The 23,629-nt window shown below is 70.3% G+C and carries 23 protein-coding genes and 1 tRNA gene; 14 read left to right on the top strand and 10 right to left on the bottom strand.

Annotated elements, in window-relative coordinates; translation table 11 throughout:
• The first annotated feature begins 88 nt into the window (after positions 1–88).
• The gene (locus tag AB0E05_RS02990) at positions 89–568 is read left to right on the top strand and encodes a CGNR zinc finger domain-containing protein (RefSeq protein ID WP_361957763.1); all 480 of its coding nucleotides are present in this window, start codon (positions 89–91) and stop codon (positions 566–568) included.
• A gap of 90 nt (positions 569–658) precedes the next feature.
• Here AB0E05_RS02990 and AB0E05_RS02985 read toward each other — a convergent pair whose 3' ends face one another.
• Positions 659–1,678 carry an aldo/keto reductase gene (locus AB0E05_RS02985; protein ID WP_361957760.1) on the bottom strand — a complete coding sequence of 340 codons (1,020 nt, stop codon included), beginning with the start codon at positions 1,676–1,678 and terminating at the stop codon, positions 659–661.
• A gap of 248 nt (positions 1,679–1,926) precedes the next feature.
• Between AB0E05_RS02985 and AB0E05_RS02980 the strand changes: the two genes are divergently transcribed.
• Positions 1,927–2,520: a TetR/AcrR family transcriptional regulator gene (locus tag AB0E05_RS02980; RefSeq protein WP_361957757.1), complete on the top strand. Its 594-nt coding sequence runs from the start codon at positions 1,927–1,929 to the stop codon at positions 2,518–2,520.
• Positions 2,521–2,568: 48 nt separating this feature from the next.
• On the opposite strand, the gene AB0E05_RS02975 is transcribed toward AB0E05_RS02980, so the two are convergent.
• Positions 2,569–2,877 (bottom strand): metalloregulator ArsR/SmtB family transcription factor, encoded by a 309-nt coding sequence (locus tag AB0E05_RS02975; protein WP_361957754.1) that lies wholly within the window; start codon positions 2,875–2,877, stop codon positions 2,569–2,571.
• Between the two features lie 61 nt (positions 2,878–2,938).
• Here AB0E05_RS02975 and AB0E05_RS02970 point away from each other — a divergent pair, with 61 nt between their 5' ends.
• Positions 2,939–3,958, top strand: a complete 1,020-nt coding sequence (locus tag AB0E05_RS02970; RefSeq protein ID WP_361957751.1) for a zinc-binding dehydrogenase — start codon at positions 2,939–2,941, stop codon at positions 3,956–3,958.
• Positions 3,959–3,984: 26 nt separating this feature from the next.
• Positions 3,985–4,116 carry a hypothetical protein gene (locus tag AB0E05_RS02965; protein WP_361957748.1) on the top strand — a complete coding sequence of 44 codons (132 nt, stop codon included), beginning with the start codon at positions 3,985–3,987 and terminating at the stop codon, positions 4,114–4,116.
• Between the two features lie 105 nt (positions 4,117–4,221).
• Here AB0E05_RS02965 and AB0E05_RS02960 read toward each other — a convergent pair whose 3' ends face one another.
• The 5 genes from AB0E05_RS02960 to AB0E05_RS02940 all read right to left on the bottom strand — a co-directional run bounded on the left by AB0E05_RS02960 (position 4,222) and on the right by AB0E05_RS02940 (position 11,368).
• Positions 4,222–6,306: an SMI1/KNR4 family protein gene (locus AB0E05_RS02960; protein ID WP_361957745.1), complete on the bottom strand. Its 2,085-nt coding sequence runs from the start codon at positions 6,304–6,306 to the stop codon at positions 4,222–4,224.
• A gap of 694 nt (positions 6,307–7,000) precedes the next feature.
• Positions 7,001–7,555 carry a hypothetical protein gene (locus AB0E05_RS02955; protein ID WP_361957742.1) on the bottom strand — a complete coding sequence of 185 codons (555 nt, stop codon included), beginning with the start codon at positions 7,553–7,555 and terminating at the stop codon, positions 7,001–7,003.
• A gap of 9 nt (positions 7,556–7,564) precedes the next feature.
• Positions 7,565–9,349 carry a caspase family protein gene (locus tag AB0E05_RS02950; RefSeq protein ID WP_361957739.1) on the bottom strand — a complete coding sequence of 595 codons (1,785 nt, stop codon included), beginning with the start codon at positions 9,347–9,349 and terminating at the stop codon, positions 7,565–7,567.
• Complete coding sequence (locus AB0E05_RS02945) at positions 9,346–9,738, bottom strand: hypothetical protein (protein ID WP_361957736.1); 393 nt, start codon at positions 9,736–9,738, stop codon at positions 9,346–9,348. The genes AB0E05_RS02950 and AB0E05_RS02945 overlap by 4 nt, the downstream gene beginning before the upstream one ends.
• A gap of 244 nt (positions 9,739–9,982) precedes the next feature.
• Positions 9,983–11,368 carry a helix-turn-helix transcriptional regulator gene (locus AB0E05_RS02940; RefSeq protein ID WP_361957733.1) on the bottom strand — a complete coding sequence of 462 codons (1,386 nt, stop codon included), beginning with the start codon at positions 11,366–11,368 and terminating at the stop codon, positions 9,983–9,985.
• Positions 11,369–11,567: 199 nt separating this feature from the next.
• Here AB0E05_RS02940 and AB0E05_RS02935 point away from each other — a divergent pair, with 199 nt between their 5' ends.
• The 6 genes from AB0E05_RS02935 to AB0E05_RS02910 all read left to right on the top strand — a co-directional run bounded on the left by AB0E05_RS02935 (position 11,568) and on the right by AB0E05_RS02910 (position 16,949).
• Complete coding sequence (locus AB0E05_RS02935; protein ID WP_361957730.1) at positions 11,568–12,737, top strand: glycosyltransferase family 1 protein; 1,170 nt, start codon at positions 11,568–11,570, stop codon at positions 12,735–12,737.
• Positions 12,734–13,438 (top strand): hypothetical protein, encoded by a 705-nt coding sequence (locus tag AB0E05_RS02930; RefSeq protein WP_361957727.1) that lies wholly within the window; start codon positions 12,734–12,736, stop codon positions 13,436–13,438. The genes AB0E05_RS02935 and AB0E05_RS02930 overlap by 4 nt, the downstream gene beginning before the upstream one ends.
• On the top strand, positions 13,435–14,682 hold the full coding sequence (locus AB0E05_RS02925) for a hypothetical protein (RefSeq protein ID WP_361957724.1): 1,248 nt from the start codon (positions 13,435–13,437) through the stop codon (positions 14,680–14,682). The genes AB0E05_RS02930 and AB0E05_RS02925 overlap by 4 nt, the downstream gene beginning before the upstream one ends.
• Positions 14,679–15,539: a glycosyltransferase family 2 protein gene (locus tag AB0E05_RS02920; protein ID WP_361957721.1), complete on the top strand. Its 861-nt coding sequence runs from the start codon at positions 14,679–14,681 to the stop codon at positions 15,537–15,539. Before AB0E05_RS02925 ends, AB0E05_RS02920 begins: the two co-directional genes overlap by 4 nt.
• Positions 15,540–15,543: 4 nt before the next feature.
• Positions 15,544–16,152, top strand: coding sequence for an ATP-binding protein (locus tag AB0E05_RS02915; RefSeq protein WP_361958145.1), 609 nt, complete (start codon positions 15,544–15,546; stop codon positions 16,150–16,152).
• A 560-nt stretch (positions 16,153–16,712) separates the two neighbouring features.
• Positions 16,713–16,949: a hypothetical protein gene (locus AB0E05_RS02910; protein ID WP_361957718.1), complete on the top strand. Its 237-nt coding sequence runs from the start codon at positions 16,713–16,715 to the stop codon at positions 16,947–16,949.
• A gap of 199 nt (positions 16,950–17,148) precedes the next feature.
• Here AB0E05_RS02910 and AB0E05_RS02905 read toward each other — a convergent pair whose 3' ends face one another.
• Positions 17,149–17,466: a transcriptional regulator gene (locus tag AB0E05_RS02905; RefSeq protein WP_361957715.1), complete on the bottom strand. Its 318-nt coding sequence runs from the start codon at positions 17,464–17,466 to the stop codon at positions 17,149–17,151.
• A gap of 146 nt (positions 17,467–17,612) precedes the next feature.
• Between AB0E05_RS02905 and AB0E05_RS02900 the strand changes: the two genes are divergently transcribed.
• Genes AB0E05_RS02900 through AB0E05_RS02890 form a run of 3 tightly spaced genes read left to right on the top strand, consistent with a single transcriptional unit; the run spans position 17,613 to position 20,295 of the window.
• Positions 17,613–17,939, top strand: coding sequence for a hypothetical protein (locus AB0E05_RS02900; RefSeq protein ID WP_361957712.1), 327 nt, complete (start codon positions 17,613–17,615; stop codon positions 17,937–17,939).
• Positions 17,936–18,535, top strand: coding sequence for a hypothetical protein (locus AB0E05_RS02895; protein ID WP_361957709.1), 600 nt, complete (start codon positions 17,936–17,938; stop codon positions 18,533–18,535). Before AB0E05_RS02900 ends, AB0E05_RS02895 begins: the two co-directional genes overlap by 4 nt.
• Positions 18,532–20,295, top strand: a complete 1,764-nt coding sequence (locus AB0E05_RS02890) for a transposase (RefSeq protein ID WP_361957706.1) — start codon at positions 18,532–18,534, stop codon at positions 20,293–20,295. The genes AB0E05_RS02895 and AB0E05_RS02890 overlap by 4 nt, the downstream gene beginning before the upstream one ends.
• A 237-nt stretch (positions 20,296–20,532) precedes the next feature.
• Here AB0E05_RS02890 and AB0E05_RS02885 read toward each other — a convergent pair.
• A tRNA-Leu gene (locus tag AB0E05_RS02885) sits at positions 20,533–20,620 on the bottom strand.
• 472 nt (positions 20,621–21,092) lie between these two features.
• On the opposite strand from AB0E05_RS02885, the gene AB0E05_RS02880 reads away from it, so the two are divergent.
• Positions 21,093–22,883, top strand: coding sequence for a S8 family serine peptidase (locus AB0E05_RS02880; RefSeq protein WP_361957703.1), 1,791 nt, complete (start codon positions 21,093–21,095; stop codon positions 22,881–22,883).
• 45 nt (positions 22,884–22,928) lie between these two features.
• Here the strand turns inward: AB0E05_RS02880 and AB0E05_RS02875 are convergent, their stop codons facing one another.
• Positions 22,929–23,498, bottom strand: a complete 570-nt coding sequence (locus AB0E05_RS02875; protein ID WP_361958142.1) for an HAD family acid phosphatase — start codon at positions 23,496–23,498, stop codon at positions 22,929–22,931.
• Between the last annotated feature and the right edge of the window lie 131 nt (positions 23,499–23,629).

The following is a 23,629-nucleotide window of genomic DNA, read 5'->3' as shown; positions in this document are numbered from 1 at the left end:
TCTGGTCTGGTTAGCCATTCGCCACGTAAGCACGAGATGAACTAACCTGTCAAGCAAATCGAAACGGTTAGATGAGGAGCGGCGCCCGATGGACGTGCTGCTGGACCTGCTCAACAGCAGGCCGCTGATCAACGGCGTGGAACAGGACGCGCTGGCCGACCCGGCCGCGGGCAGGCGCTGGGCGCGGGAGCACGGCGGCGACGGCAGCCTCGCGGAACTGGCACTGCTGCGCGAGGCGCGGGACGCCCTGCGGGACGTCGTGCGCGGAAACCGTTCGCCCACCACGCTGGGCCCACTACTCGAAGGGGTCCACCAGATCCCGGAGATCACGTCGGACGGCCTTCGATGGACGGTCCAGACTCCCCCGCACGCCCGACTGGCCGTCGAGACGGTCCTCGCCTGGGCCGCCACCGAGCAGCACACGCCCGGCCGACTGCGCCCCTGCGCCAACACCGAGTGCCAGCTGTTCCTGCTCGACCGCAGCCGCGCCAACCGCGCCCGCTGGTGCTCGATGGCCGTCTGCGGCAACCGCGAGAAGGCACGCCGCCACTACGAACGCACCCGCTGACAGCGGACCCCTCCCCCGGCGGGCGCCCCCGTGGTCACCGGGGCGCCCGGGAACGGGATGGGACGGCGCGCAGGGACCGCTCCCCCAGGGCTACCGGCGACGCAGCGACGGGTCGAGCAACGCGGGCGGGGTGTCGTTCTTCTCGTGCGCGGCGAGGTCGACACCGGGAGCGACGACGGCGTCGATCGCGTCCAACACGTCGCCCGAGAGCACGACGTCCGCGGCGGCGAGCTGCGAGTGCAGGTGGTCCGGCGTGCGGGGACCGATGAGCGCACTGGTCACGGCGGGGTGCGCGGTCACGAAGCCCAGGGCGAGCTGGATCATCGTCAGTCCGGCGTCGTCGGCGACCTTGGCGAGCTGCTCGACCGCGTCGAGCCTGGCCCGGTTGGACGGCAGGGCCGTGTCGAAGCGCTGCGGCATGAACGTGGAGCGGTTGGTGGTGACCTCCCGGCCCTCGCGGACCGCGCCGGACAGCCAGCCCGAGGCCAGCGGGCTCCACGCCAGCACACCGAGGCCGTACTCCTCGGCGACGGGCAGGACGTGGGCCTCGACCCCGCGCTGAAGGATCGAGTAACTCGGCTGTTCGGTGACGTAGCGGCTCAGGCGGTGCTCACGGGCGGCCCACTGGGCCTGCACGATGCGGTACGCGGGGAACGTCGAGGAGCCGAAGGAACGGATCTTCCCGGCGCGCTGAAGGTCGGTCAGGACGGACAGGGTCTCCTCGTCACTGGTGCTCGGGTCCCATCGATGGACCTGGTAGAGGTCGACGTGGTCGACGCCGAGGCGGCGCAGGCTGTCGTCCAGCGCGGTGACCAGCCAGCGGCGCGAGCCGCCCCGACGGTTGCGCTCCTCACCCATCGGCATGCCGGCCTTCGTGGCCAGCACGACGTCGTCGCGGCGGCCGGCGACGGCCCTGCCGACCATCTCCTCCGACTCGCCGCCGCTGTACGCGTCCGCGGTGTCGATGAGGTTGACCCCGGCCTCCAGCGCGGCGTCGACGATGGCGGTGACCTCGTCCTGGGTGGTACGCCCGATCCTGCCGAAGTTCATCGCGCCGAGCGCGAGCGAACTGACCTGCACACCGGTGCGGCCCAAGCTGCGGTATTGCATGGCTGTGTTCCTCCCTGACGGATTGGTTGGCGCCGCGTGGAGCCGGTCCCGGGCCCTGTCACCTCACGCAAGCGGAGCGTCGCGCCCCCTTGCCGCGGCTTCACTGCCGGTCTCGCCGGCGGGCGGCAGGGGAGGTGGACGGAGGCCCGCCTCGGCTAGACTCAAAGCGGAACCTTGTTCCAGATACGATACGGAACACTGTTCCGCTTAGTCAATCGTCTTGGTCAACCGTTCGGACGGAGATCGTGGTGTCCCCAGCAGACCAGCCCGCGAAGGCGCCGAGCCGAAGCAAGCGAGCGGACGCGCTGCGCAACCAGCAGGCGCTCCTCACCGCCGCCGCCGAGGTGTTCGCCACCTCCGGCATCGATGCGCCGATCCGCGAGATCGCGACCAGGGCCGGCGTCGGCATCGGGACGATCTATCGCCACTTCCCGACCCGGGCGGATCTCGCCGTCGCCGTCTACCGCCATCAGGTCGAGGCGTGCGCCGAGGCCGGCCCGGCCCTGCTGGCCGGCACCGGCTCCCCCCTCGCGGCGCTCCGTCGGTGGGTCGACCTCTTCGTCGACTTCCTGGTCACCAAGCACGGGCTCGCCAACACGATGCAATCGGACAGCGGATTCGACGCGCTGCACGCCTACTTCCTCGACCGCCTCGTGCCCGTCTGCGCCCAACTGCTCGACGCCGCGGCCACCGCGGGCGAAATCAAGCCCGGCACGCACGCCTACGAACTGATGCGCGGCATCGGCAACCTCTGCATCGGTCGCGACAGCGACCCCCGCTACGACCCCCGCCGACTGGTCGAACTACTACTCAAGGGGCTGGAGCAACCACAGTCGCGCTGATGCCGACGACGCTCGATGTCCCCTTCGGCGCGTACGGGAGAGCCGGACCTAGAACACGTCGCGCAGGGTGTCCAGGAGGCGGGCGATGTTCGCCTCGTCGCGGCGGTAGTAGGTCCACTTGCCCCGCCGGGTGGCGATCACCAGCCCGGCCTGCCGCAGCATCGCGAGGTACTGCGAGGTGGTCGACTGCCCCAACCCCGTGCGCCGCTGGATGTCGGTCACGCAGACGCCGACCTCGACGTCCTCGGGCTCCTGACCGGGGAAGCTCATCGGATCCTTGAGCCACACCAGCATCTGCCGGCGGGCAGGGTTGGACAGGGCCCTGAACACCGCCTGCAACTCCGTCTCCGAGAACACGTGATGACCCTAACGCATGTACGCATTGGCAATTCGCGATATGACGATCTAAGGTCATCGCATGTCGACTTCGATGCGTGTGATGGAACTCGTCCGCTTCGGTGGCGCGGAAGACGCGTTCGCCGCCCGAGAACTGCCCATGCCTGCTCCGGGGCCCGGCCAGGTGCTGGTGCGCGTGCTGGCCACGTCCGTGAACCCCCTCGACCTGCAAACCCGGCGCGGCGACTACCGCGACCAGGTGGCACTACCCGCGGTCATCGGCAACGACGTGTCCGGCGTCGTGGTCGAGACCGGCCCCGGAGCAGGCGACTTCCAGCGGGGCGACGAGGTCTGGTACATAGCGCCGCCCTTCGCCGGGCAGGGAACGTACGCCGAGTACCACGTCGTCGACCAGGCCCTGGTCGCCCGCAAGCCCGCACGGTTGTCGCATGTCGAGGCCGCCGGTCTCGGGGTCGTGGGTGTGACGGTGTGGGAGGCGCTGGTCGAACGCGCCGCGGTGCGGCCTGGGGAACGGGTCCTGGTGCACGGCGGAGCGGGCGGAGTCGGCTCCGCCGCCATCCAGGTCGCCCACGCGATGGGGGCCGAGGTGGTGACCACCGCTCGGGCGAGGGACCACGCGTTCGTCACCGAACTGGGCGCCGACCACGCGATCGACTTCTCCGCCGGCGACTACGTGCCACAGGTCCGCGAGCTGGGCGGGGTGGACGTCGTCCTGGACACGGTGGGCGGGGACACCCTCACCCGCAGCCCGGAAGTCCTCACCGACCGGGGCCGCGTGGTAACCATCGTCGACATCCCCGAACCGCAGAACCTGCTCGCCGCGTGGGGCGTCAACGCGACCTACCACTTCCTTTTCGCCAGCCCCGGCCGGGCGAAGTTCGAAGCCCTCGGCCGCCTGGTCGATCAGGGCAAACTCCGGCCGGTGATCGGCACCGTACTCACCCTGGACGACATCGCCCAGGCACACACCCTGCTGGAAGGCGGCTCCACCAGCGAGGGCCGCCGACGTCCCCGCGGCAAGATCGCCATCGCCGTACACCCCTTCGACGAGCCCCCGCACCAGACGGCGCCATCGCGCTGAGCGACCCGACCATGATTCCGCCCCGGGTGCCAGCGAACATCGACCACTACGTGGACACCTTCCGCACGATCGAAGGCACCTGGCTGGTGGCGACACGCACCCTCGTCACGCCATTCGGCGGTCCGACCGAACGTCTGGACGCTCCGAGCCGATCCTGATCAGGAGCCACTGCGCCCGGCGTTGACGGAAGCGGGTGAGCCCCTCCCGTGGCCAAGCAACCCTCAGCACCCCGTGCTGGAGAGCGTCCGCAGAGACCTCGCCGTTCACACGTGCCCACCGGGGTCCGGTCGGCTGAAAGAGGTGAAGGTGACGGTGATGTACGAATCGCCGGGACCCGGCGGACGGATCCACGAACGGGTCACGAAGCTGTGCAGTGGGCCCTCCAGAAGGGCGGTGCGCGGCAGGGTCAGTCCCAGGGCCCGCTCCAGGGCCTCCAGCGCGCTCCGCGTCCCCGGCAATCCCCGGGCCGGGGTGTTCGGGTCGTGGGCGTCCCGCCTGTGGTCCTCGTCGCCCCGCCACTGCCCGGTCGTCCGCGGGAAGCCGTCGAGCGCCAGCCACGGCGGTATCTCCCCGGTCCAGTGCGGCTCGACGTCCCCGGCCGTCACGGAGAACGCGCACACCTCTTCCCCGTCGACCCCGACGGAGAGATGGAAACGAGTCCGGGGCCGGTCATGGGTGTCGACGCTGTGCCAGACGACGACCGCCCTGGTCCCCTCCGACGCGGCAGCGGCCGGGGAGACGAAACGCCCCTCGACGAAGCCCCTCGGGGCGCCGTCGAAGACGAAGCTCCACCCGGGGGCCGCCTGCCCGACGTGGGCCAGGGCGCGGTCGTCGTACGACGTGCTGCCGAGCGCCAGGCCCAGTCGGTGCTCCGCGTCCCACCTGCTGAGGGGCGGGTACAGCCCGTCAGGCCCGGGCGTCACTTCCCGCTGTGGCCGACCACCGGGCCCGGGGCCGCCCCCGCCCGGGTCCTTCAGACGGGCCGGCAGACCCGCCGGATCGGGGTCCGCGACGAACACGGCCCGATAGCCCGCGCGGAATCGGTCCGGCACCTCGTCCGCCAGCCAGGACAGACCCACCGGATCGTCCCCCGGAACGTCCCCGACGGGCCGCTCCCGCTCCGGCCGCGCGAACTCGCCCCGGGGCAGGGCCAGCAGCAGCCGCCCCCGCTCCGGGGTGACCACCGGACCCAGTACGGGATCCGCGAGCAGTCCCAGCGGCGCCAAATGGTCGGGGCCCAGGGGCCGCCAGTGGGGAAGCGCGGACCACAGCAGCCGCCACGCCTCGTTCCACCGGCCCCAGCGGGCCAACGCCCGCGCCTCCTCGGCCGCCTCCCCGAGCGGCCCGTCGGCCGTGAAGCGGTACGTCCCCTCCCGCGCCGCCCGCAGCGCCTCCTCAGCCCTCTCCCGCTCCTCGGGCGTCTCGCAGCGGGCGAGCAGCGCCCACGACCGGCCGGAGTGGCCATAGCGCCGGTCGGTGCTGGCGAAGCCCGCCGCGGCCACCGGCAGCAGATCAGGGGCGTACACCGGGTCGACCGCGAGGGCGTCGGCCGAGAACGCCGTGGCATGTGCCGAGAGCAGACCGTCCAACTGCCCCCGCAGCAGCCTGGCCTTCGACCTGCCGTACCTCTCGGCTCCCCGCAGCAGGATCAGGGCCTCCTCGTACTCCCCGCTCAGTGCCGCCAGTCGGGCCCGCTCCACCGCGGCGTCCTGTGCCCGCGTCGTGTCGTTGGCGAACGGCGGTCCTTCGCCGCCAGCGGCCTTGTAGGCCGCCGAGCGGTGAAAGGACCGGTATCGCTCCAGCATGTAGTGGCGGAAGGACGGAAAGCGGTCGGGCGGCGCGGCCCGCCAGGACGCCCACTCGTACACGGCCCACTCGCCGTCCGCGTCCCGGTCCAGCGGATCGATCAGGACCATCGTCGCGTCCGTCTCCGCGTCCAGATGGAACGCCCGGTGCCACATCCCGGCCTCCAGCAGCTCCTGCGGCGACGCGTTCTCGTCCAAGTCCTCCCCGAAGATCTCGGCGAGACCGTCGGCGTTGTGGTGCGGACGGATGCCCTGGGTCCCCGCCAGCCGGTAGACGGGGTGGTCCGCCGGCCGCCAGCCGTCGCTGATCCGCAGGAACGAATCGAGCGACGGCGGCAGCCGATGGCCGATCCGCTCCTCCAGAGCGGCGATGTCCGCGTCCGACGCACCCGGGCAGCCGAGCCACCGCGCCGCCACCAGCTCCGCATCCGACTCGTCCGGCTCGGCGGGGTCCTGGGCGTCCGCCCACTCTCCGCTCCAGCGGGTGAGGAACTCCCGCCAGTCGAAGGGGAGTCCGGTCGTCGTCTCGTCCGTCGAGGTCATGAGGCGATGGTGGCACCCGCCACTGACAGCGGATCCAGCCGCCGCCCCTCGCCGGATCGGCTCATCCGCGCCGAGAGGCGGAAGACGGGTCTGGACACAGCGAAAACGGCCGACATCGCAACCACGATGCCGACCGTTTCGTCAGTATGACCAGGACACTTTCATCGGTGTCCCGTGGTGGGCTGTTGACACAACTCTCCAGCCTGCGCGGATGACCTGGCGGGGAAGTTTTCTCCACAGGCTAAGGGCTCTTTCCAGCACAGCATTTTGTCTTGGCTCTGCCAGCTGAGGCACCCGGAATGTTTTCGTGGTGGTCACCCGCGAAAGGCGCCGCCTTCGATGCGGATGAGCAGGCCGATGACGATGCGGCGGGTGGAGCAGGGGAGGGGCGCCCGGCGCCCTGGGAGAAGAACAGCGCTAGGATCAGGACATCGTCGATGTTGGTCATGGCAAACAGCCCGGGCTTTGGTGGGGTTCCGGGTTCGCCGGGCAGGGGCGGACGGGGTTCCGGCCGAAGTCCGCGCCGGGGCGCGCGGGTGGCCCTGGTACCGACTTCCGCAGCATGGTGAAGTGCTGACCGTGCGTGCCCACCGGCGGAGCGGCCCCGGTTGCCGAGCACCTGTGTTCGCTGCGACTGCACGCCGCCATGTTTGTCCGGGCAGGGGCCCGGCCACCGCGCCGTGGTGGGGCGATCTCAGGGGTAGAAGTCGGGATTCATGAAATTCGGGTCGGGTTCCATGGTGATCTTCGGGTTCTGCCAAGTGAGCGTGAAGGACGGGCACGACTCGGTGCCGCCGTCCCACTCGGCCTTGATAGTGACCGTCCGGGGTCTGCCGTGCACGCTTGTGTCGATCTCGACGTCGTACGCGTGCACCCACCGCACTTGTTCACTCCTGAGCGGTGCCCTGTCGACATCGATCTCCCAGCGGACCGTACGGTCGGCGCATCCGTCGGGTACCGAAACCTGGAGGGTGCCGTCCAGTGAGCCGACCTCGCTCGTACCGAAGCTGTAGGGAATGATGAACGTGGATTCGATGCGCTGTCGAACGTCCCAGCCGTACTCGTGCATATGATTGACATATTTCATGCCAGTGAGCTCTGTCCCTTTGATCGGGCGCGCGCCACTTTCGTACGACAAATCAAGCGCGGACGCCGAGCAACCTGCCGCCATCAAGGTGATGATCCCCATGACGCAAAGCAGGCCGGCGCAACCCCCGAGCCAGGCGCCGCGCCGATCATTCGCGCTCATAGGACCGCCTCACCATAGGGCCAGGCCGAAACTCTCGGACAACCGTGGGGCGGTCCAGACCAGACCGAAGCTCTCACAGGCGCCGCCGAGGCCGTCCCAGGACGCCTCGATCGTGATCCGTTTCGGGGGCTGTTCCAGGTCGCGTTCGATCGGGACCTGATGCTCCGTCTTTCCGGTCAGGGAGCCGTGAGAGACCTTCTTCCCGTCGAGGGCGATCTCCCATTCCACGGTCCGGTCCGTGCAGCCCTGGGGCACGGCGACGGTGAGGTCTCCCAACAGTTGGTCGACCCCGTCGTCCTCGGAGGGCCGGAACACACTCTTGACGCTCTCCGCCACGTCCCAGATGTAGTGGGGCCCCTCGCCGGCCCCCGGGCGGACCATTCCCTCCACTGACGCTGGCTTGCGGCCGGAGTCGTACGTCAGCGACACGGAGCCGGTGCTGGAGAGCCAGGCGATCACGAGGAAGAGCACACCCAACACTGCCGGGATACCCGCCACCAGGGCGGCGGAGGCACCAATACCACGCTTCTCGGGACCATTTGAGAAAGCGGCGGCTGCGGGGCCCTTCGCATGTGCAGGCCGGCCCTTGTGTTCCGCCGCCTCGGACACGGCGGCCACGCTGACCAGTTCCTCCGCCTTGTCGGCATCGGTTCTCTCGTCCAACAGCAGCCGTACCTGCTGTCGTAGCACCGTCACTTCCTGGTGCAGCAGCCGCGCACGCTCCTGCGCCGCCGCCAGCTCGGCCTCGATCCGGTGGCTGTAGCGACCGGCGTGTGCCATCCGACGCTGGAGGAGGGTTACCTCCTCCAGCCAGTAGAGGAGTTGGGTGGCGGCGTCGGGAGAGGCCCGCTGCGCCGCTCGGCGCAGGGTGTGCAGTCGCTCCGACTGGTCTGGCGGCAGGCTATCGGCCAGCGCGTCCACGAACTCGCGCGGGGCGACACGCTCGCCACGCAGGTACCGGCCGCCGTCCCCCTCCTGCATGATGCTCTGCGCGGCGGCGGACGTCGCCGCTATCCGCAACTCCGCGGCGTAGGCCTCCGCCTCCGGCCCCGGTGCCGGGCTCCAGCGATTGCGGCCGAGCACAATCCGATGTCCCTCGTTACGGGCACGCTGCTGCGGCACAGGACGCCTCGCGGCCTGCAACTGCCGTCGCAGGTGACGGTAGATGGACTCTGTGTCGAGCAGTTCGGGCCCGTCCGGGACGCCTTTGGTGAGCGCCGTCAACAGAGCCCCGGTGAACGCGGTGTAGTCCTCGCCCTTCGGTGCCATGGCACGCTTCGTCTCGGAGGACGCGGTCATGACGTATGTCCCGTCGATGCCTCCACAGTCGGCGAGTTCCACCGGTGTCCCCATGTATCCGTGCAGGGCCCGGGCGCTGTAGCAGCAGTCCAAGATGACGACCCGGCTGCGCGCTGCGCATTCCTCGGCCACCTGGTACCGGAGGTGGTCGTAGTCCAACGCACGGAAGAGGCGGCCGGCGTGGGAGTCCGTGAGAGCCAGGTACAGGTCAGTGGCAGGCGACAGCAGGCCGTGCCCGGCGAAGTAGACGAGGAGGGCGTCCGTCGCTTCCGTCGACGCCGTGTGCACGACGTCGAGCACGTCCGCGGCCGATTTGGGATTGTGCATGACGACGCAGTGGTCCGGATGCAGAGACCACGAGTCGGGACCCGTGAGGAACTCCTTCAGCCCATCCAGGTTCTTGGCCACGGCGCCGAGAGGGGTCAGGTGCTCGTTGTACTTGCTGACCCCGATGAGCACCGCGCGCGAGGCCCCGGGATCGGGCAGACCCGTCACACCGGCTCCGGCTCGTCGTCGTCCCGGGGCGACTCGTCCGAAGCGTCGGTCTCCCTCGCGGCCAGCAGGTCGACGATCCGTGACAGAGTCTCCTCCGAGACCCCCTGGAGGGCGAGCGATCTGCCGTCGACCGTGAGGGAGATCGCCGGTGCGGTTGGCCGCGCCGCGCGCCAATTGGCATATGAGAGAGCTAGGTTGAGCGCTGTGAAGGTCTGCCCGAGCACCAGGTTGATCACCTCGACAGCGCCCATGGTCTCGCCGCTCGGGTCCGACGCGTCGAGGCTCAGCCGACTGTGGTCGCGGACGTCAGGGTCCCGCCGGAGCCATGTGTAGAGGTCGAGCGTCGTCAGTACGCCGTCGTCCGGCTCGGCTCTCAACTGAACGAGCATGCCAGTCCCTTCCCGGGTGGGGGCGGCCTACGCTAGAAGGGAAGGACCGGCACGACACGGCGTTCGACCACCTGTCCCCCGGAAGAGTTAACGACAGCGCGCCGCGCGCCGACGCGTCCCCTGGCTCCGGGGCGGTGATGGGGGCAGGACCACCGGAGGTCAGGTGATCAGCGCCTTCGATTCCAGCGGCTCGGGCGATCGGCCGCACCGGGCCGTAGAGGGCGGGGTGAAGGATGTTTGAGGGTCAGGCGAGTGCCCCGACGCGGTGGGCGAAGGAGCGGATGCCGGGCAGGGTGCGGTCGTGGCGCATGAGACCGGCTGTCATGGCGTGTACGGCGGTGCGGCGGACTTCCTGCGGGGCTGCTTGTTCGGCGGCGAGGAGGGCTCGGTAGGAGTTGCCGGGCTTGTTCCACTGGTCGAAGGAGCGGGCGACGTCGATCCAGTACCTGGCCCGGCGTTCCGCCGTGGGTAGCTGAACCGTGTTGACCTGGCGGGCGTGGTCGATCGCGGTGCCGGCATCTCCGAGGAGGTGGCTGATGCTGATCTGGTGGAGTCTGACCTGGCTGTGGCCGAAGAACGCCGTCCCGGCCGGTGACTGGTCCGCGCCCAGCCGCCTCGCGGTGGCCTCGGCTTCGGCGATCAGAGCATGTGCGGCCTGCCGGTCGCCCTGCTTCGCGGCGGTGTAGGCGGCGGTCGCGTACAGGTTGCCCTGCACCGACAGGCGCTGGGGCTCGGGGGCGGTGCGGTCCGCAGCCAGGTGCTGGGCAGCGGTGACGGCGACGTCAGTGGCCCGGGCGTAGTGGCCTTGCCGGCGCCACGCGGAGGAGACCATGCGGTGCGCCTCGGCCACGGTGAGTGCGTCGGCGCCGGTGAGGGCTGCGGTGAGGGCGCGGTCGGCGGTGACGGCGGCGAGGCCGTCTTCGCCGAGTTTGATGCATAGGCGGGTGGCGGTGTTGTAGAGCTCGGCGAGGGCGGTGGCGGATTCCTCGACGGCGCCGCGCTGGCCGAGGGCGGTGGCGAGGGCGATCCGGTTCGGGAGGGCGCGGGCGAGGGTGTCGTAGCGGCAGGCTGCGAACTCTCGGCGGGCGGCAGTCAGCGCCGCGGCCACCTGGGGGCGGGTGGGTTCGGTGGTGAGGGTGCCGGTGCGGTGGAGGAGGAGGTCCTCCAGTCCGCTGAGTACCGGGGTGGCGGTGGCCGGGGTGGCGGGGCCGAGGGCGATGCCCGTGCCGGCGCCGGCCAGGCCGGTCAGGAGTTTGCGGCGTTGCACCGGGTTCTCACCCTCTTCGGCGAACGGGTCTGGTGGCGCCACCCTAGTAGTCCCCCGCACCAGATGGGATCCCACAGGGGTGGGTGGGGGCGGGGTGTGTCGGGGTGCGAGGCCGAGGAGTTGGGGCGGGATGGTGAGGGCGTCGGCGATGCGGCGTAGGAGTTCCATGTCGCGCATGGGTTGTTTGCCGCGTTCCATGCGGGAGATGGAGGCGGCGGTGTAGCCGGTGGCGTCCCCGAGTTGGGCTTGGGTGAGGTCGGCCGCGCGTCGGGCCAGGCGCACGATCGCCGCGAGGTCGCCGTGGGCTATGGCCTGGCGCATGGTGGGGGTGCTCCAGATCGGGTGGGTGTCGTGTAGGGCCATGGCCCGCCGCCTTCCGCCGATGCTGCCCTCATCGTCCCATCAACCGGTGCCGAGGTGTGGTGCGGTGCACGTTTCTTACACCCGGTGTAAGTGGCTTGCGCGCACCGAGGCCATCGCTCACCACGGGCTCTGGGTGGGGGTTTGCTGACCGACGGCCGGCCCGAGGGACGGGCCGGTCCACGTTGGGAGGCGACACGTCATGCGTGTGCTGTATCTGCTCAACATCTCCAACCTGAACCGGCTGTCGGCGGACTCCGGCTGGATCTTCGCTGATCTCCTCGCCCCGGCCCTGGCCGACCTCGGCCAGGAGGTGACGGTGGCCGCCCCGGCGCGGGCCGGCGACGAACGGTGCCACTTCCTGCCCACCTCGGCGCCGGGGAGCAAGTACCGGGCCCGTCTCGGCGCGGACATCGACGCCCTGCGCATCTTGGTCGAAGCCGGTGAGCCGGACGTGGTGGTCGTGAACCAGATCGAGGAAGCCCCCGCCGTGCGCACCGCGCTCCTGGAAGCCGGATCGGCGGCGCGGCTGGTGGGCTATGCCCACTACCTGCCGTTCACGCCCACCGACAACAACGGCGTCCTGGTGGATCCGGCGTTCGACGACGCCGGGCTCGGCCGCAGCATCCTGCTGACCTTCGCCGCGGGGCTTGCCGCGTGCGACCGGATCCTCGTGCACTCCACCACCGCCACGAACTGGGTGACCGCCGCGGCGTCGACCGCGGGCGTCGATATTGCTGATCGGTTGCGGGTGGTGCCTGCGCCGCGTGACCCGCGCCTGGTCCACGCCCCCACCCCCACCAACCATCCCGCCCGGGACGGGGGCGAGGTGGCGGTGACCGCGATCTACAACCATCGCCTTTACGCCCACTACGGCACCGCCCGCTTCCTCGACCTCGCGCGTGAGCTGGCCGTGTCCGGGAGGGTGCGGCTGCGGGTAATGGACCTCTTCGGCCAACGCAGCACGGAGCGTACGGGGCTGGACGACAGCCCGGAGCGCATGCGCGACGAGCTCGCCGGTCTGTCGGGTGTGCAGGTCGTGTCGGATCGTGGTGATCGGATCCGGTACCGCAACCTGCTGGCCGGGGCCCGGTTCGGCATCGCCCCGTTCCGGCCGGGCTGCCCGTGGTCCATGTCGGTGATCGACTGCCAGAGCATGGGCCTGCCGGTGATCGCCCCGAGGATGGGCTGGTTCGCCGAGCACATCGACCCCGCTCTCTGCTTCACCACCAGGGCGGAGGCCGTTGCGCTCGCCGAACGCCTCGCCCTCGATGACGCGTTCCACGCCCACCACGCCGCCCACGCGTTCGCCACCACCACTCACCTCGCGCCGTCCCTGGTCGCGGCCCGCTACCTGGAGGCCATCTCATGAACGTCTTCGACGCGGTGTTGCTGTCCTTCGACGAACCCGACGCCAACACCCTCCACCAGGAGTTGGAGCAGGCGCTTGGGGTGGTGGTGAAGCGGGTGCACGGGGTCCACGGGATGCGGCGCGCCTACCGGCTGTGTGCCGAGGTCGTCGATCGGGAGCAGTTCTTCCTCGCGGACGGCGACTTCGCCATCGACCCCGGCTTCGATCCCGGGGTGGAGCCGTTGGCGGAGAGGGTTTCGATGCGGGTGTGGGCCGCACGGAACCCGGTCACCGGCGACACCTACGGGTACGGCGGGCTGAAGCTGATCCGCCGCAGTGCCTTGCGGGAGATGGGCCAGGCTGTCGACGTCCTCGCGGCCCTGTCCGGCCGCACAGAGTTCACCGACAGGGTGGCTGGGGTGACGCGGTTCAATCAGAGCCCGTTCCACGCCTGGAAGGCGGCTTTTAGGGAGTGCGCGATGCTCACCCGCGGCAGCGAGTACGGCATGAGCACCGAGCGGACGCGGGAGCGGATCGAGGCCTGGGCGGCGGCCAGGGACGGTGAGTACGCGGAGTTCGTGGCCGCCGGTGCGCGGCAGGGGATCGCGTTCGCCCAAGCCGCCGCGCACTGTCCAGGCCGGTTCGAGCATCTCAACGACCCCGTCTGGCTGCGGGCTCGCTTCACCACCGCCAACGCTCCTGTCGGGGCGGTGTCCCAGTGAGCGACAACGGCGAGGAGGTGCTGGTGTTGGTGGAGCCGTACGCCTTCCGTCGGGGTGGGCATCATCAGCATGCGCTGCTGGCCTTGGCCCAGGCTCGTGGGGGCACGGTGGTCATCGCCCCGAACGGCGTCGCCCGCGACACCTTGAACGCCCTCCACCAAGCGGGAGCACGGCTGGTCACCGGCGCCGCTGGTCTCCCGGCCCGTGCTTTCCTGTGGGCCGCAGGATTCCTGGCCCACTTGTCGTGGGTCGGTCAGCGGTTGTTCCGTTCGCGGTGGTGGCCGCGGGCGGTGCGCCGGAGCCCGCACCAGGTGACGCTGCTGGCACGGTGTCTGGTGGAGGCTGCGGCCCTGCGTACCGGCGGCCGCCAGGTTTCGGGTCCTCGGGCGGTGGTGGTGCTCACGGCGAGTGAAGGCCTCCACGGGGTGGCCGCGCTGCTGGGTGGGGTGTCGCATCTGCGGTTCGTCCACGAGACCTCGACCACCGAGGGCACCTGTCTGCGCATGCTTGCGCGCCTGGCTCGCCGAGCCGAGCGGCGGGTCTTCGTCCTGTGCCCCACGCCCGCGGTCCACGATCAGATGGTGTCGTTGTTTCCGCGGGTGGTGTGTCGGGTGCGGGTGTTCGCGGTCGACGACGGGCGGCGGCTGACCGAGCACGAGCACGATGGGGGCCGGCTCGCCTTCGACATCCCTGGTTCGGAGACGGTGGTGTGCCTGGTCGGCGGGTGGTGGCCGCACAAGGACATCGCGGTCGTTGACCAAGCCCTCGGCCTGCTGACGGAGCCGTTGCACGTGATCGTCACGGGCCACCCCCTCGACGAGGACGTGCTGGCCCGCTGGGCTGATCTGAAGCAGGTGCGGTTGCATGTCGAGCCCGGGCCGCTGAGCGAGGCGGTGCTCCGTCTCGTCTACGGGGCATCCGACGCCACGCTCGTGGCCCGGCATGCGGGGGTGGGGAAGGAGTCGGGCCTGGTCATGGACGCGGCCCAGTGGGGCGTCCCGCTGATCGTGTCCGACCACGACCCCCACCTCACCGCCCGGCTGGGGGACGCGCCGTGGGTGCGCCTGTTCACCGCAGGTGATCCCCGCGCTCTTGCCGCAGTGCTGGACGACCTCGTTCGCCTGCCGTTGCCGCCGCCCGGGCACCGGGCACCCGCCCGGTTGGGCATGCCGACCGCCGCCGAGCAGGCCGACTTCCTCATCGACACAGCCGCCCGCTTGACGGCCGGGAAGGAGGACGGGTGAGCGCGCCCGTGCTGGTGGCCGTGATCGGCCCGGTGGAGCCGCCGTTGCTCCTCGCGTGGATCACGCACTACCGGCGTCTGGGGATCGACCGGTTCCTGATCGCCTTCCACTTCCCCGACCATGCCCCTCTCGCCCGCCAGCACGACCTCCAGGCCGTGGCACGGGAAGCCGGTGTCACTCCTCACGCCACCAGTCGGGGGGCGTGGCACGAACACACCAACACCCGCCTCCGAGACGAACTACGGCAGGCGGCGGGGCCGGGTTGGCACCTGATCGCGGACGCGGACGAGTTCCACCACTACCCCGTCCCGGTGGGCGAGGTGATCGCCAGTGCTGAGTCGGGCGGGCATCGGGTGGTCGGGGGTCTGCTGCTGGATCGGGTCGCCGCGGACGGGCGCCTGGTCGACTGGACCCGCCTGGGGCCGCTCGATCGCGTCTATCCGCTCGGTGGTCACCTCTCCCACCGGCTCCTGCATGCCGACCCCCGCAAGATCGTCCTCGCCCGCCACCACGTCCCCCTCGCCTCCGGCAACCACCGCGCCCACGGCTACCGACCCGATGTCGGTCACCTCGTTCCCGTCCACCACTTCAAATGGCGCGCCGGCGTCCTGGACGACCTCCAAGCCCGGGTACGGCACTTCTCCAGCAGCGCATGGCGGGAGGACTCGCCCGCGGTCCGCGAGGAGGCAGGCCGCTTCCTGGACCACGTCGCCCACCACGGCGGGGTCGTCAACATCGCCGACCCCCGCCTCGCGTTCCGCCGCGTCACCCTGGACGAGACACCCACCCGGTGGACGACGGAGGCGCGCAGCATCCACGCCACCTGGCAACCTCCCGCACCCAGCCGCCACGACTGACACACTGGAAGAAGCGCACCCCCCACGCGCTCCGGGGGACAGCGTTGGATCTGGGAAGGAACCGTTTCGCCGTATGCCCCTCGCCGTGCTCCTGGTCGGACTGACCGGCTCCGGGAAGACCACAATCGCCCAAGCCTTGGCCGGCCACGGCTATGTGCGGTTGTCGGTGGACGAGGAAGTACACCGCCTCCACGGCCGCTACGGCGTCGACTACCCCGAGGACACCTACTTCGCCCGCCAACGCCCCGTCCTGGACGCCGTCCGCCACCGGTTCGCCACCGAACTGGGCGCCGGCCACGACGTTGTCCTCGACCACGGGCTGTGGACCCGTAGCGAACGCGACGACTGGAAGCAGGCCGCCCGCCACGCGGGCGGCCTGCCCGTCCTCATCCATCTCCCCACCGACCGGACCGAGTTGCTGGACCGCCTCGCCGCGCGGAACGCCCGCGAGGACGCCAACGCCCTGACCGTCACCCCCGAAGCCCTCGACGACTTCATCCACCGCTTCGAGGCACCCACCGCCGACGAGAACCCCTGGGACTATCCCGGCACCATCGAGGCACTCCTCGCCCTGCTGCAACGGGCACGCATCGGCGACCACCCGCTGGAATAGCAACGAAGAGGCACGTACTCCCTTTTCCCAAAAGATCCTCGGCCTCGCGCACCGTGATCGTGCCGAGTTCAGTGCCACGGCCGTGAAGGACATTCAACGGGCCGTCCCCCGGTCGGGTGATCCAACCCGCAGACCGGGCAGCAAGGCCACATTTGCCTTTAAGGTCTGCCCTTGTGGATCCCCTGACATCGTGGACCGAAGCCCTGCAACGGCATACTCCAGATGAACTCCTTGCCCTCATGAAGGAAAGGAGAGCGGAGTTGCGTGCCACCGGTCGGGCGCTTGACCACATGATCGAGACCCTCGAAGGTTTGGTCGCCAGCGACCCGTACTGGGAACACGTAGCCTTCCCCAGCCCCCGCGGCGCATCGAAGTCCGACGAGTCCGGCCCACCCCGTGACGAGCGCTCCGCGCAGTCGCGGAATGAGTCCGAGGCAAGGCGAAAGGACGAGGCGGAGGACTTGGCGTCCCGCGCCGAGGAAGGCTTCGCCCCCCACACCCCACCACCAGCCGCGTCCAGGCGGCGGCATGGCCGACGTGGAGAGGCCCCGACCCGGCGCGTGCAGATCCTCGACATCCTCGGAGGCGACCCCACCAGGTGGTGGCCGGCTCAGGAGTTGAGCACCGCGATCGGGGTGGCGGGTCATCGCGCGATCCGCGGCCTCCTCCGTGAAATGTGCCACGACGGCGAGATCGTGAAGCTGAAGGAGTCCGCCAGCATCCCCGCCTCCTACCGACTCGCCCCCACGCCCACGCCCGCATCCGCGCCTACAGAGGAGACGGCCATGAGCGGATAGGCCCCATAAGCGGGCACCTCCGGGATTGCCGCCCGGAGGTGCCACAACACGACAGTTCCCCAGAACGCTCAATTCCTCGGATCACGTCGCGCTGCCGGGGAGCTTAACAGCGTCCCCGGCGCACGAAATCTGCATGCCGTGATCCGTCACCCGATCGTGTACTCCCGCGGGAGTGTCAGGCGGTTGCAGACGGATGCCCTCATTCCTCAGAGCCTTTGCCGTGTTCGCGGCGCGGCCACAAATCCACCCCGAGTTCGCTTTCCAGCCGGGCTATCGCCCCGAAGTCCGGCAACACCAGACCTTTCAACGTGCGTTCGATCGTGCGGCGGTTGACGCCGGTGATCCGCTGCACCGCGAACGGGTTCAACCCCAACTCCTCGATCACCGCCCCAAGGCGGCGGCTGAACGCCTGCGCGTAGACGGCGCTGATCGGCGCGTCCTCACGGAGCGGGCCATCGGGCCAGGTTCCGTCGGCGAGGTAGGTGGCGGGGGCGGCGTCCCTCTGACTGCGCGGCACGCGCCCACGGTAGCGGGGAATCCCGGCCATCACCTTTGCTCGAATGTCTGTACGAATCTGGGGGCGACCTGCCAGAGTGGTCTTGTAAGACCACTTCGGAGAGGGAGCCCGCGTTGCCGCGCCAACTGGTCATGGGTGGGGTCGTCGTGAGTGACGTGCCGACCGCGATCGCCCTGTACGCGCCGAAGAAGATCCCGCCGACCATCTGGACGGCGATCGCGCCGTTCGTCCGCGGCTGCGTCACCGCCGCCCAGCCCGAATCCCCCTGGGCCGCCATCCAACGCATGTCGACCGTCGCCCGGTTCTGCGCATGGGCACGTGAGGAGCATCTGCCGCTGGAGCGGGAGGTGTTGTTCACCCCCGACACCATCGAACGCTACGTCCTCGTCGGCCCTCGACCCGGCGTACCCACCGCTCGCAGCTGTCGACGATCGGGCGGGCGATCACCCGCCGCGCCCCCTGGCCACCCGTGACGACACCGCTGCCCCGCAACCACATCGCCCCGCCCTACGCCCCCGATCAGGTCGCCGGATACCTCGACATGGCCGAGGACCAGAGCACCGAGGCCCGCAGACGCACCGCGTTCGGGATCCTCGCAGCCGGGCTCGGCGCCGGCCTCATGCCCGGCGAACACCTCACCATCACCGGCCGCGCCATCACCACCACCCCTGCCGGGAACACGGTCGTCCCGGTGAAGGGGAGCAGGCCCCGCACGATTCCCGTGCTCGCCGCCTACACACCCCTGATCCTCACCCTCGCCGGCCGCTACCCGGACGAACCCCTCGTCGGCCCGTCCCACGACCCCGGGAAGAACCGGCTCAACCGCCTCCTCTCCAAGATCGAGACCCCCCGCAACCTCCCACCTCTCAACACCAGCTCCCTGCGCAGCACCTGGCTGCTCACCCTCCTGGCCGCCCACGTCCCGCTCCCGGAGATCATGGCCGCGGCCGGCTTGGCGAGCACCGGCTTCCTCGCCGACCTGCTGCCCTACCTCCCGCGCCTGAACCAGGACGAGGCACACCGCACCATCGCCCAGGCCCTCACCCAGCCGCCCCAGACCGGCACGTGAACCATCCGCCACGGCGGGACACCACGCAAGCGAGCCTCGTCAGGCGCCTGCACCTGACGGGGCTCGCCCGCCATCTCACCCTGCCCCAGGCCCTGCGCCGCGCCCACCGCATGGTCGACGACTCCCGCCTACTCCCCGCCGTCGAAGCAGCCCTCCACCATTGCGTCGGTGCGCCCCGCACCTTCACCGCCCGGGCGCTGCTCACCGCCATGGCCGTCCACGGCCTGCGGTTGCGGGAGATGCACCTCACCGGTGTCCTCGACACCATCGCCGAACTGCCCCCATCAGCACGCCGCGAACTACACCTCGACCGCGCCGTCACCTACCGAATGCTGTGGCACGCCTACACCCTCCTCACCCGCGCCCTGGACACCGGCAACCTCGCCATCCCCCACAACCACTCCACGGCCAAGGACTCAGGCGCATCAGCCCGCTGTGAACGCGGCGACTGCCCCTACGAGCCGATCAGCCTCAGTGCCTTCGTCGGGCGCCTCCTGGCCGTCTCCCTCCCACCCGGCTTTCCGCTCACCGGTGTCCTGGCGATCGACTCCACCGACTACGAGACCTGGGCCAGACGCCGGGCCTGGACCCCGAAACCCGACGTCGACCCCGACCACCCACCCGTCAAAGACACACCACCCAAAAACAGGAAACGGCCTGGCAACGAATCAGGGTGGCCGTTTACCGGCCACGACGGCCGCCTCCAGCACACCCGCGACCCCGACGCCCGCGAGGGCTACCGCTCCGGCACCAACGGCGCGCCCGGCGGGGTGTTCTGCGGCTACGACCTCCACCTCGCCGTCAACGCCCGCACCCGCCAGGGGCCCGAAGTCCCCTTCGTCTTCACCGCCCTCCACCTCGCACCAGGCGGCTCCCACAAAGGCGACGCGGGCATCGCCCTGATCGACCAACACCACGCCGCACACCACACCCACGCCAGCGAGGTCCTCGCCGACCGCGGCTACTCCTACTGCACCCCCACCCGCTGGGCCCTACCCGTCCGCGCACGCCACCTCGAACCCGTCATCGACCTCCACCCCCAACAGCGCGGCACCCACCCCACCCCACCCGCCGGCACCCTCATCATCGACGGCACCCTCTTCACCAAAGCCCTCCCACGCCCCCTGCGGAACCTCCCCGGCTTCACCCTCGGCATGACCAAAGACCAGAAGAAGGAACTCCGCGCCCGCTACGACCAACGCGCCGCCTACGCCTTCACTCCCCACACCCGCCCCGACACCGACGGCTACCAACGCTTCAAAGGCCCCGCCGTCGCCGGACACCTCCGCTGCCCCAACCACCCCCGCTCCCTACGCCTGCCCCACACACACCCCACCAGCACCTGCCGACCCGGCACACCCTGCGCCTGTGGCACCACCGTCACCCTGCCCCCAGACCTCATGCCCTGGACCCACCAACGCACCATCTGGGGCACCACCGCCTGGGCCGCCGACTACGGACGCCGCGCCGCCATCGAATCCGGCAACGCCGAAATCAAAACCCACCGCCTCCACCTCGACCGCGGCTTCACCCGCGTCTTCGGCACCACCAAAAACAGCATCCTCATCGCCTTCGCCCTCGCCGGCCTCAACCACACCCTCCTCCGCGCCTGGCACACCAAACGCAACCAACCCGACCCCTGGGCAACACACACCGGCGAACCCGACAACACCTCACAGACCACACCCACACCCCGAACCCGCGCACGCCGCCGCCACACCAGCCTCACCACCCTGACCAACAAACCACCCCCAAGCTGAGCAGCTCAGCAACCACACACCACCACACCCAGCACCATCACGAGCAGCCACGGCGTGCCCCGAAACCACCCCACCCGCGGGTTCACACGCCAGAACCAGCGCCCCAGAGCACCGCCCGCACCGGCAACCAAGCCCCCACCACACAAAACCCCGCACATACCAAAAACTCCCAGCACGGGACCGAGCCCGTACTGGGAGATATGTGAAGCCAACCTGGGCAATTCTGTGAACTACCCGTGGTGTCCGAGGGGGGACTTGAACCCCCACGCCCGATAAAGGGCACTAGCACCTCAAGCTAGCGCGTCTGCCATTCCGCCACCCGGACCGGTGACCACCTCGGGTTTCCCCGTGGCGACACCACAACAATAGCAGGGGTTCGAGGCGGTCATCGACCACGTTTTCGCCGGTCAGCGCGGTGGGCGTGACAGTGGGGCACGTCGTGGACACCCGGTGGCGCGCGGTCCACGGACGGCACGCGGGGGCTTACGGAACGTGAGCGTGACGGGGGCTGCGCGGGCGCGGTTCGGGGTCGTCGGAGGTGCGGTGGGGGGTGGGGTGTGGTGCGATGGGAGGGAGTGAAGGCCCGAGGAACCCCCTGCTCGCCCAGGGGCGCGTTCCCGCCTCACTGCTGAGGGTGACGCGGTGCGACCCCAGGACCACGAGGTCGGAAGCGGTCGAAAGGGATCGACGGGATCCGTGGGGTCCGGACGATCGACACCGCGCGTCTTCACCCGACGACGGCTGAGCTGGAGGACCGCGGGCCGGCGAACCACGGACGACGCTCCGAGGAGGACGCCATGTCCGGCACCGGAAATCCGAACGATCTTCCCCTGCCCGAGAACGAGCGGGAGGACCCCTACGACATCGTGTACAGCGCACCTGTGGACCGGGAGCTGACCGGGGAGGTCACCCGGACGCCGCTCGCCGACGTCGCGCGGCGGTACGAGGAGGAGCCCGAACCCAAGTCCGTCGAGGTGGTGGAGGCACCGCGGGAGCGGGACAAGGTGCATCCCGTGCTGCGCGACCTGCTGGGGGCGCAGGACGTGAACGCCCGGGCGGAGGTCGTCGTCGTCTTCGACGACCCCGTCACCGTTCCCCGCTTCCCCGAGCCCGTGGCCGACGAGCCCCGTGACTCCGAACGCAACGTCCTCGTCCAGGAGCGCTGCGCCGACCTGGTGCGTTCGCTCCAGCAGGAGCGGGCGGACGGGTACGAGCGGGTCTCCGCCGAGTTGGCGGAGCTGGGGGCCACGGTGGTGGAGCACTTCTGGCTGATCAACGGGGTGTTGGCGGAGTTGCCGCTGGGCGCGGTGGAGTCCGTCGCGGCCCGGGACGACGTGATCTCGGTGGAGCCCCGCCACTCCGGCGAGGTCCCACCACAGGACGAGGTCGACGACGGGCGCGCCCGCATCGAGTCCGACCCGTACTTCGACCTGGGGCAGACCGCGGGGTTCATCGGGCTGCTCGACACCGGCGTGCGGTTCAGCCACACGCTCTTCAACAACCCCACGACGATCGCCTTCCGCCGGGACTGCAACAACGGTGGCACCGACTGCAACACGGGCAGCAACCTCAACCCCAATGACGACTGTTGGAACCACGGCACCTCGTCCGCGGCGATCATCACGGGCAACGGCAACCAGGGCAACGACTTCCGCGGGGTCACCGCGATCACCCTGGACAGCTTCAAGGTGTACGCGACGGCGAACCCGTGCCAGGGGTTGGACGAGGCCGCGGCGATCCGCGGCTTCCAGGCCGCCGTGGCGGTGGCCGACCGGGTCGTGGTCGCGGAGATGCAGGGCGGCGGGGACCACGACAGCGCGCTCGCCCGGGCGGCGGACGCGGCGTTCGACGCCGGTGCGGTGGTCATCGCCGCGAACGGCAACAACGGGCCGGACTTCTCCACGGTGAACTGCCCGGCGAACGCCCGCCGCGCCATCGGGGTGGGCAACTTCGACGTCCAGACGCTTGACCCGATCGCCAGCCAGAGCCGCGGCCCGACGGCGGACAACCGGGTCAAGCCCGACATCCAGGCGCCGACGAACACCGAGACCGCGAGCAACGCGTCCGACACCGCCCGGCAGGTCTTCACCGGCACCAGCGGCGCCACGCCCTACGCGGCGGGCGCGGCGGCGCTGCTGCGGAACTGGCTGCGCGGCGGCACCACCGACCCCATCGACCCGGGCCAGGTGTACGTCCAGCTCATCCTCTCGGGCCAGCGGCCGAACTTCGACAACATCGCCGGGGCGGGACCCCTGTCACTGCCCGTCAACACCCATGTGTGGTGGGGCAAGACGACCGTGTCCAACGGGCAGACGCTCGACATCGCCTTCGGTGGCGCCGCGTCGGCCCAGGCGGTGAACGCGGCGATCTGGTGGCCCGAGTCCGGCACCCACAACGACATCGACCTGCGGCTGGTCCGGGTGGCCACGGGCGCCGTCGAAGCGTTCAGCGTCGCGACGGGCAGCGTCTTCGAGCGCTGCCGGGTCTCCGGCGGCAATGCCGGCGGCGACTGGCTCGTGCGCGTGAACGGCTTCCACGTGCCCTCGGGGTCGCAGACCGTGTACTTCGCGATGACGCAAGGACAGTGAGCGTCTGCGTCCCACCGCCCCGCCGGGCCACGTCGACGCGGCCCGTCAGGTCAGCTTGCCGCCGTAGTCGGGCAGCTTGAACGTGCGCTCGGCGTGCCCGCCGACCAGGTCGGTGGGGCGGTTGCCGATGTTCGCGATGATCGTGTAGCCCTTCGCCTCGATCTCCGCGCGCTTGGCCGTCTTGTACCGGCTGACCTCGTGGAACAGATCGGGCAGACGCTGTACGTACAGCCCGTCGACGGGGTAGCCCACCTTCTTCAGGTTGTACTCGGTCAAGCCCTGGATGATGCCGGGCCTGGCGGTGACGAAGAAGACGGCCACGTCCCGCGAGTCGGCGAACTGCGCCAGTTCCAACATCGGGGCGATGGCATCGGTCGGGTACTCCCAGAAGGGGTGGAAGTCCGTCTCCAGCGACGTGTTGTCGATGTCGAGGACGATCGCCCGGCGCTCGTCCGAGGGGCCGCCGGCGGTGCGCTGTGCCACGTGCGCCCGCGCCTGGGCCACGACCGGCGCGACGTCGCGCTGCCAGGTCGCGTAGTCGACGCCGGCGAGCGCGGCGTTGCTCGGGTGCTCGGGGCCCGGTGCCCCGCGCTCGGCGGCGGACGCCGTGGCCATCGGGGCGGCGAGGGCGGCGGCGACGGTGAGCGCGGCGACGGTGGCGACCGGGCGGGCGGTGCGGGTGCGCACGGGCATGAGGCGGCTCCTGGAAGGCTGTGGGGGGCGAGAACGTCCTTGTCATGCTCGCG

This window comes from Streptomyces sp. NPDC048057 (genome assembly GCF_040653095.1).
In the GTDB taxonomy this organism is placed as follows: Bacteria; Actinomycetota; Actinomycetes; order Streptomycetales; family Streptomycetaceae; genus Streptomyces.
Note: the sequence above shows the minus strand (reverse complement) of the source record. Positions and strands in the feature narration are given on the sequence as shown.